The sequence below is a fragment of the Flavobacterium sp. FPG59 genome, assembly GCF_002150205.1.
Classification (GTDB): Bacteria; Bacteroidota; Bacteroidia; order Flavobacteriales; family Flavobacteriaceae; genus Flavobacterium.
On sequence record NZ_MTCA01000120.1, the window covers coordinates 1 to 8,879 of the forward strand.

Sequence of the window (8,879 nt, forward strand, 5' to 3'; positions counted from 1 at the left end):
CTTTAATACTTATATTTTTTCCGTTCTGAAACGCTACAATATAAGCAGTTGTATAACCTTTTAATTGAACCTTTTTTAAATCTTCTTTGGCTGCAGCATACGTATTTGCTTCTCCATAAAAATAAGTAAACAAAGATCCAGAGCTAGATTGAACTGAAACGTCTTTCAAACCTTTAAAGTTCTGAGGCTTTAAATCCAACTTTTTATTACCCGATGCAAATTGCACTTTAAAAACAACATTAGTTTTAGATTGTTTAGAATTTATATCTGACAAAGGTGCCTTAACTGTTACTTTTTTATCTATAGAGGAGTATTTCGTTTTTGAAACTTCTTTCAATTCATCATTGTCATTTGAAGAACTTGTATCAAAGTATTCTTTTTTGTAAGCTATTATAGCAGATGCAATTGCTTGTGCCATGTTTTTTTGTCCTTCCGCAGAGTTGAGATAAGTCCCTTCGCTTTTATTGCTTAAAAAACCAAGCTCAATTAAAACACTTGGCATGTACGCTGCATCTAACACCCACAAAGGAGTTTGTTTGATACCTCGAGATTTTCGATTGAGTTTGTGTATAAAATTACCCTCTATTTTTGATGCCAATCGAATACTCCGATCTAAGTAATCTTCTTGTAAAATTTTCAAACCTATTAAAGTCTCTGGATTTTTAGGATCAAATCCTTTATAGCTTCTTTTATAATCTTTCTCTAATAAAATAACAGAATTCTCTTGTTTGGCTATTTCAAGATTTCCTTTGCTTCGGGTCAAACCCATTACAAATGTCTCTGTCCCATAAGGCACAGGATTTTTTACTGAATTACAATGAATGGAAATAAACAAATCTGCATGCAGACTATTTGCTTTGTGTGGTCGGTCTTTAAGTTCAATAAACACATCCGATTTCCTGGTATGAATCACCTTAATATCTGGATCTTCATTCAAATGTTTTTCGAGTTGCAAAGTTGTTTTTAGTGCAATTTCTTTTTCTATAAATCCATGGTAAGAATTTCCAGGGTCTTTACCTCCATGACCAGCATCAAGAATAACAATAAATTTATCTTTTGATTGAGAAAAAACAGCTATGCTTGCCATTAGAAAAAAAACGACACATTTTGTTTTTATTTTTAAAACACTATGCAAAATATTGAGGTGTAAAATTAGTTTTTATGAACTGTAGCGTATTGTTTAAGCGCATCTTGAATACTTACTTTTTCACCATTTTTATATGCAATTAAAAAAGCAGAGCTAAAACCTTTTTCTTTGGCCATTTTAAGATCTCTTTTTGCAATTTCATAATCTGTAGTATTACCATACAAGTATTTAAAATATTTGTTTTCGGTTACAACAGCAATATCATCAAGACCTTTAAATTTTTTAGAGTTGGTGTCTAGATTAGTTAAACTCGCTAATAATTGTACTTTAAAAACTAAACCAGCATTTACATTTACAGATGGCAACACTGCTTGAGAGTCTACTCTTGGTTCTTGAACCGGCACACTAGGTGTTTGCAGGTTTTCATTTACTGGCTTTTCTATTTTATCTTGAGGCAAAGCTTCTTGAATAATTTCTATTTCATTGGTACCAAAATATTCTGCTTTGTAGCTAATAATTGCATCTGAAATAGCTTTTGCAATTTGGTTTTGCCCCTCTTCAGAGTTTAAAATATTACCTTCGATAGTATTAGATATAAAACCCATTTCAATTAACACACGAGGCATATAGGCTTTATGCAACACCATAAAAGGTGCTTGCTTTACCCCTTCTCCACGTATTTTTTTTCCTAAACTTTCAAATGCGTCTTGCACTTTACTTGCAAGTGAGATGCTGTTATCCAGATACTCTTCCTGCATTAGGGTCATTCCTATCATGGTCTCTGGTGAATTAGGATCAAAACCCTCATATTTTTGTTTATAATCCTTTTCTAAGGTTATTACAGAGTTCTCTTTTTTTGCAGCCTCTAGGTTTGATGATACCTTACTTAAACCCATTACGTAGGTTTCTGTACCATCAGCAAGGGTGTTTTTATTAGCATTACAGTGTATTGAAACAAAAATATTTGCGTTAACCCTATTTGCAATATTAGCTCTTTCAATCAAATCAATAAAAACATCTGTTTTACGTGTATAATTGACCTCTATATTTGGAGTAGCTTCTAAAATCTTACCTACTTTTAAAACAACGGCTAAGGCTATATTTTTTTCTATCCTACCTTCATACACTGCCCCAAAATCATGTGCACCATGACCCGCATCTAGCGTGACCTTAAAATTACTTGATTGACTAAAGACTATTACAGAATTTAGCAACAAAATAAAAGATACCAATAATTTACTATTACTTGAAAAAGACATGTTGTGATACGTTAATTTAATTAAAAGACTACAGTTATTAATTTATTTATTTGACTATTTTTGACCAAAAATAATCTGTAAGTTTGGCTCATCAAAAAACAGGCCATCATTTTACAAAAATAGCATTTAAACCTTTGCATACAAACTTATTTAATATCGTTTTAATTTCTATTATCTTATCCTTAGGTTCTAGTACAACCTACGCTCAAGATATCATTAAAAAAAAGCCTAATGTTAAAGCTCAAAATAAAATTGAGACAACTGTCAAGAAAACTTCTTCAACAGAAAATACTACTACTGAAACGATAAAAAAAACAGACACGATTAAGGTAGACACCATAAAAAACAAAAAAGTATTTTTGAACGGAAAGGTTCGCTACAAAGCTAGTAAGTATGTTAAGATTGATCAAAAGAAAAAATTAATCACATTACATGATCAAGCGGAGTTGTATTATGAAGATGTAGAACTCAAATCTGGTGTTATTGTTCTTGATTACGAAAAAAATGAAGTCTATGCAGGACGATTAAAAGACTCTTCAGGTGCTTACGTTCAATACCCCAATTTTAAACAAGGAAACAATGTAGTTGAACCCGATTCGATTCGTTTTAATTTTAAGTCAAAAAAAGCGCTGATTTGGAATTCAAGATCAGACCAAGGCGAGTTCAAAATCAAAGCTGCTATAACTAAAAAAGAAAATGATTCAGTTTATTTTTTAAAAGGTGCTCGTTTTACAACCTCAAAAGATGTTGATAATCCTGAATATTATTTCCAAACCAATAAAGTAAAATTTATTCCCGGAAAAAAAGTAGTTACAGGACTGACTAATATGGTCATTGCAAATGTACCCACTCCCATTGCACTTCCGTTTGCATTTTTTCCTATGAGTAAAGAAACTAGTATTTCTGGGTTAATATTACCGAGTTACAACGACTCTAACAACCGTGGTTTTTCTTTACAAAACTTAGGGTATTATTTTGCCTTGAGCGATCATTATGATTTAACCGTTTTAGGAGATTATTACACAAATGGTAGTTACGGAATGCGTTTTGAATCTACTTACGCCAAAAGATACAATTACCGTGGTAACATCAATGTGCGTTTTGAAAATTTAATCAATAGTGAAAGAGGATATCCTGACTATTCAAAACAGAATATTTACAACATCCAATGGTCTCACTCAAAGGATACAAAATCAAGTCCAAACTCTACTTTTTCTGCCTCTGTGAATTTAGGAAGTAGTAGGTATTTCCAGCAATCCATTAATCAAGTTAATATAGGATCAAACCTTAATAATACACTAAGTTCTTCTATATCGTATTCCAAAACATTTACTTCAGTGCCACAAGTGCGTATGTCATTGACCGCTACACATTCTCAAAACACTCAAACAGAGGAAATCAACATGACTTTACCTACACTACAATTAAGTGTTGACAGAATGTATCCTTTTGTGGGTAAAGACGGTGTGAGAAAAGGATTTTTTAAGAACATCAATCTACAATATAACCTAAACGGTAGAAATAGTATTGTTACTAATGACTCTTTGTTTTTTAAACCCGAGATGTTTCGTGATGCTAAAATAGGTTTTCAACATAGTATTCCATTGAGTACCAATTTTAAATTATTTAAATATTTTAGCGCTTCAACATCATTAAATTACGAAGAAGTTTGGTACACAAAAACCATCAACAAAAGCTTTGATGTAGAACAAAACCGAGTAATAGATAGAACCGTTAATGGTTTTGACGCTTTTAGAACTTATTCTCTCTCGTCAAGTGTAGGAACAACAATATATGGAACTTTTAATTTTGGTGAAAACAAAAAAATAAAATCAATCCGTCACGTAATGAGGCCTTCTATATCTTATGGCTACACACCTAGTTTTGAAAAATATTATGACACCTATGCTGCAGATGGCTCAGGAAACATGAGACAATATACCCGTTTCGAAAACGGAATTTATGGATCACCCGGATTAACAAATTCTAACATTATAGGCTTTGACCTTAGTAACACATTAGAAGCAAAAGTAACAGACAGAGACAGTACTAAAGTGGAGGCAAAAAAAATAATGCTTTTAAACAACCTCAACTTTTCTACTTCATACAACATGAATGCTGATGGAAAAACAACACTTGCATTTGCTCCCGTGAGAGTAAGTGGAGGAACAGCATTATTAGATAATAAAATGAATGTTAACTTTGGTGCTACACTTGACCCTTATGCTATAGACAATTCTGGTAACCGAATCAATGTTTATAATATTGATAACGGCGGAAGCCTTTTTAGAATGACAAGTTCTAATATGACCTTAAATTACGCTATTTCAAGTCAAGGTAAAGACAAAACAAAGAAAGATAAAAACTCGCTCAGTCAACGAAATGGTGGTCGAGATGATGATTTGTTTGGTACCAATGTAGATCTTGGAGACAGCCGAAGAAGTTTATTTAATGAAGACGATGAAGAAGGCGAAGAAGAAGAGTCAGAATTTTTTAATTCAAAGCTACCTTGGGACATGACATTTGCCTACTCATTAACCTATGGAAATAACAACCGCGAAAATAAAATCATAGGAAACTCCATCATGATATCTGCCAATGCTGACATCACACCCAAATGGAAAGCCGGAGTCTCAACAGGATATGACTTTGTTCAAAAAGGAGTTACGTTTACTCAATTGCGTTTTGAACGTGATTTATTAAGCTGGCGAATGGATTTTAATTGGTCTCCTTTTGGAACTAATGCAAACTGGGGTTTCTTTATTGGTATAAAATCTGGCGTTCTAAGTGATATCAAATGGGATAAACGTAGTGCTATCAACAGGTAATTTTAAAAGTAAAACAAGACAAAATCATATGAAAAAAATAATTTTTACCGAAAATGCTCCCGCACCCATAGGGCCTTACAATCAAGCTGTACTTAAAGGAAATACACTTTACACATCTGGACAAATTGCTTTACATCCTAGTACGGGAGAGCTAATAACTACAACTATTGAAGCCGAAACAGAACAAGTTATGCAAAACATGAAAGCAGTTCTAGAAGCAGCTGGAATGACCTTTGATCATGTTGTAAAAACAACCATTTTCATTATGGACATGAATGATTTTGCTAAAATAAATACTGTGTATGGTTCATATTTTGACGAAAAATCAGCGCCTGCTCGTGAAACTGTCCAGGTAGCTTGTTTACCAAAAAATGTTAATGTAGAAATTTCAATGATTGCCATATTGTAATATCAATTTACTGTGTTTAAAACTGTAAATTGAATATAAAAAAAGTCCTTACTAATTCTTATAAAAGCATCGCTTTGCAAGAATTAGTAAGGATTTTTATTTATTTAATGTAGCTCTATTTATTTAAATTGTGATAAGCGATTAAGCCATCAATGGGTCTTCTTAAAACATTACCCAATTGTAGTTCATATTTATCAAAAGTTTCCTGTAATTCTTCTTTTAAGTAAAAAGCAATAGAACCTACAAAATGAACTTTTACTTCTTTACAGTTGTCAAATTGTTTAATATAATTTTTAACAAAAGATTTCATTCCCTTAAAAATTATTTTCCTGCAAAACTCCGTCTCTTTATGCTGAATTAAAAACTTTGCAAAAGTAGCCAAATACGCATTAGGATTAGGCTCCTTATACAACTTGCTTTTAATAGCATCTGGATCTAAGTCATACTCTTTTTCAAATTCAACAGCCAATTCTTTTGGCATTTTGTTAAAGTAATACTTTCTAATTAATTCTTTCCCAAAAACATTTCCACTGCAATCATCCATAGCAATATAACCTAGAGATTGAACTTTTTGATGCAACTCTTTACCATCAAAATAACTACAATTTGAGCCTGTTCCTAGTATAGACACTATTGCTTTTTCTCCTTTTGGAGTAGTAGCATATACAGCTGCATAGGTATCTTCTTTAACATCAATGATTGCATTAACAAAATAGTTTTGAAAAACTTGAGAAAGTGCAATTTTCATCCTGTCAGTACCACAACCTGCACCATAAAAGAATAAATGAGTAGCATTCTTTTTATTGTGTAAAATATCAAAACGATCGTTCAATCTTTCAATAATTTCATCTGGTTCCAGCACTTCAGGGTTTAACCCAAGTGTTTGTGTTGTAAATAAAATTTTACCATTGTCATCTATCGCAATCCAATCGGCTTTAGTAGATCCGCTATCAACTATTAGTCTCATTTTTTTTTAGTTTATTGGTGTGTGTTGCCGTTTAATAAAAAGTCATAGTCTTTTAATTTCTATACCAAAGCAACAAAAAATAAAATCCCGTTACAGCATGATAACGGGATTTGTAAATATATAAAGAATTATTTTAACCCAGCAATATGCACAGATAAATCAATTAACTTACTAGAATAACCATATTCATTGTCATACCAAGAAACTATTTTGAAAAAAGTGGAATTCAATCCAATTCCAGCAGTGGCATCTACAATTGAAGTTCTTTTATCAGAAATAAAATCTTGAGATACTACAGCGTCTTCAGTATAGCCTAATATTCCTTTCATAGTGGTCTCAGAAGCATTTTTTAAAACTGTCATAATCTCTTCGTAAGAAGTTTCTTTAGCAACTTTCACTGTTAAATCTACAGCAGAAACGTCAACAGTAGGAACTCGAAAAGCCATACCAGTTAATTTTCCATTCAATTCAGGGATAACTTTTCCTACTGCTTTTGCAGCGCCCGTAGAAGATGGAATAATGTTAACACTTGCAGCACGTCCGCCTCTCCAGTCTTTTTTTGATGGACCATCTGCTGTCATTTGAGTTGAAGTGGTAGCATGAACAGTTGTCATTAACGCCTCTACAATTCCGAAATTATCATGAATTACTTTAGCTAATGGTGCTAAGCAATTGGTAGTACAAGATGCATTAGAAACTACTAAATCTGATGCTTTTGCAGTTTCATGATTTACTCCCATTACAAACATTGGTGCATCTGCAGATGGAGCAGAAATAATAACTTTTTTAGCACCTCCTTTAATATGCTCACTAGCAGTTTCTATAGTTGTAAAAATACCTGTGCATTCAGCAACTACATCAACATCAACCTCATTCCATTTCAAATCAGCTGGATTTCTCTCGGCACTGATGCGGATATTTTTTCCGTTTACGTATAATTTTCCTTCTTTTACTTCAACAGTTCCGTCAAAACGACCGTGAACTGAATCATATTTTAATAAATAAGCTAAGTGATCTACATCTAATAAATCGTTTATTGCTACTACCTCTACATTATCTCTATTAAAAGTTTCTCTAAAAACGATTCTTCCAATTCTACCAAATCCGTTAATTCCTAATTTTACTTTTGACATTTTAATTTAATTTTTTTGTTTATTTTTCTTTTCTACCTAAAGTCTAATTTCCTCACAATAAACTTTAATTAACTATGTCGACATGATGTCTGATACTCTTAATAATTCTCTATCAATCATGGATTCTCCTTTAATAGCTTGCTCTAAAGGCGTCAATGTTACTTGATCATTTTGCAACCCTACCATATAACTCGATTTGCCTTCTAGCAACGATTCAACAGCTTTCACACCTAACCTACTTGCTAGAACTCTATCAAAACAAGAAGGGGATCCTCCACGCTGCATATGACCTAAAACAGATACACGAACATCATATTCTGGTAAATTAGCCTCTACGTAATCCTTAAGCTCAAATACATTTTTACCAATTTTATCACCTTCAGCAATAACAACTATACTTGATGATTTTCCAGAAGCCTTACTTTTTTGTAACGATTCGAGTAATCTATCTAGTCCCAAATCTTCTTCAGGAATCAATATCTCTTCTGCTCCAGCACCTATACCAGCATTTAAAGCAATATGCCCCGCATCTCTACCCATCACCTCAACAAAAAACAAGCGGTTGTGTGAACTTGCTGTATCTCTTATTTTATCAATAACATCTACAACTGTATTAAGCGCTGTATCATAACCTAAAGTATGGCTGGTACCGAATATGTCATTATCAATAGTTCCTGGAATCCCCATTACAGGAAAATTAAATTCTGAATTAAACAGTAATCCTCCCGTAAAAGTTCCATCGCCTCCTATTACAACCAGTGCATCTATACCTGCTTTTGTTAAATTTTCATGTGCCTTTTTTCTACCTTCTGGAGTTTTAAATTCTAGGGAACGTGCAGATTTTAATATGGTCCCTCCTTTATTGACAATATTGTTTACACTACGAGGTCCCATATCTTTAAAGTCGCCTTCAATCATACCTTGGTACCCTCTATAAATCCCGATACATTCTATGTTATGGTAAGCGCAAGTTCTAACTACAGATCGAATTGCTGCATTCATTCCTGGGGAGTCTCCACCAGAGGTAAGAACACCTACTTTTTTAATTGTTTTTGGCATTTTCATAATATTAAAGTGTAAAACTAACAAACATTAACCACTTATAAGACAGTGTTTTTTATTAATTAAAAGACTGTCTTAAATTCAAACGTTTTCGTTGATAAGTTTTTTTAGAACACAATTAAATTACGCTATTA

The 8,879-nt window shown here is 32.8% G+C and carries 7 protein-coding genes; 2 read left to right on the forward strand and 5 right to left on the reverse strand.

Going from position 1 to position 8,879, the window contains the following annotated elements:
• Both FPG59_RS10760 and FPG59_RS10765 read right to left on the reverse strand, forming a co-directional pair.
• Positions 1-1,087: N-acetylmuramoyl-L-alanine amidase (locus tag FPG59_RS10760; protein WP_140344633.1), on the reverse strand; the 1,087-nt coding region annotated here is incomplete at its 3' end.
• Between the two features lie 65 nt (positions 1,088-1,152).
• On the reverse strand, positions 1,153-2,346 hold the full coding sequence (locus FPG59_RS10765) for an N-acetylmuramoyl-L-alanine amidase (RefSeq protein WP_086454607.1): 1,194 nt from the start codon (positions 2,344-2,346) through the stop codon (positions 1,153-1,155).
• A gap of 83 nt (positions 2,347-2,429) precedes the next feature.
• On the opposite strand from FPG59_RS10765, the gene FPG59_RS10770 reads away from it, so the two are divergent.
• Together FPG59_RS10770 and FPG59_RS10775 are read left to right on the forward strand one after the other, a co-directional pair.
• Positions 2,430-5,174 carry a putative LPS assembly protein LptD gene (locus FPG59_RS10770; RefSeq protein ID WP_086454608.1) on the forward strand — a complete coding sequence of 915 codons (2,745 nt, stop codon included), beginning with the start codon at positions 2,430-2,432 and terminating at the stop codon, positions 5,172-5,174.
• Between the two features lie 28 nt (positions 5,175-5,202).
• Entirely contained in the window at positions 5,203-5,583 is a 381-nt protein-coding gene (locus FPG59_RS10775) for a RidA family protein (RefSeq protein WP_086454609.1), read from the forward strand.
• Positions 5,584-5,698: 115 nt separating this feature from the next.
• Here FPG59_RS10775 and FPG59_RS10780 read toward each other — a convergent pair whose 3' ends face one another.
• The 3 genes from FPG59_RS10780 to pfkA all read right to left on the reverse strand — a co-directional run bounded on the left by FPG59_RS10780 (position 5,699) and on the right by pfkA (position 8,742).
• Entirely contained in the window at positions 5,699-6,550 is an 852-nt protein-coding gene (locus FPG59_RS10780; RefSeq protein ID WP_086454610.1) for an N-acetylglucosamine kinase, read from the reverse strand.
• A 128-nt stretch (positions 6,551-6,678) separates the two neighbouring features.
• Positions 6,679-7,683 carry a type I glyceraldehyde-3-phosphate dehydrogenase gene (gap, locus tag FPG59_RS10785; RefSeq protein ID WP_086454611.1) on the reverse strand — a complete coding sequence of 335 codons (1,005 nt, stop codon included), beginning with the start codon at positions 7,681-7,683 and terminating at the stop codon, positions 6,679-6,681.
• A gap of 72 nt (positions 7,684-7,755) precedes the next feature.
• Positions 7,756-8,742 carry a 6-phosphofructokinase gene (gene pfkA / locus FPG59_RS10790; RefSeq protein WP_086454612.1) on the reverse strand — a complete coding sequence of 329 codons (987 nt, stop codon included), beginning with the start codon at positions 8,740-8,742 and terminating at the stop codon, positions 7,756-7,758.
• Between the last annotated feature and the right edge of the window lie 137 nt (positions 8,743-8,879).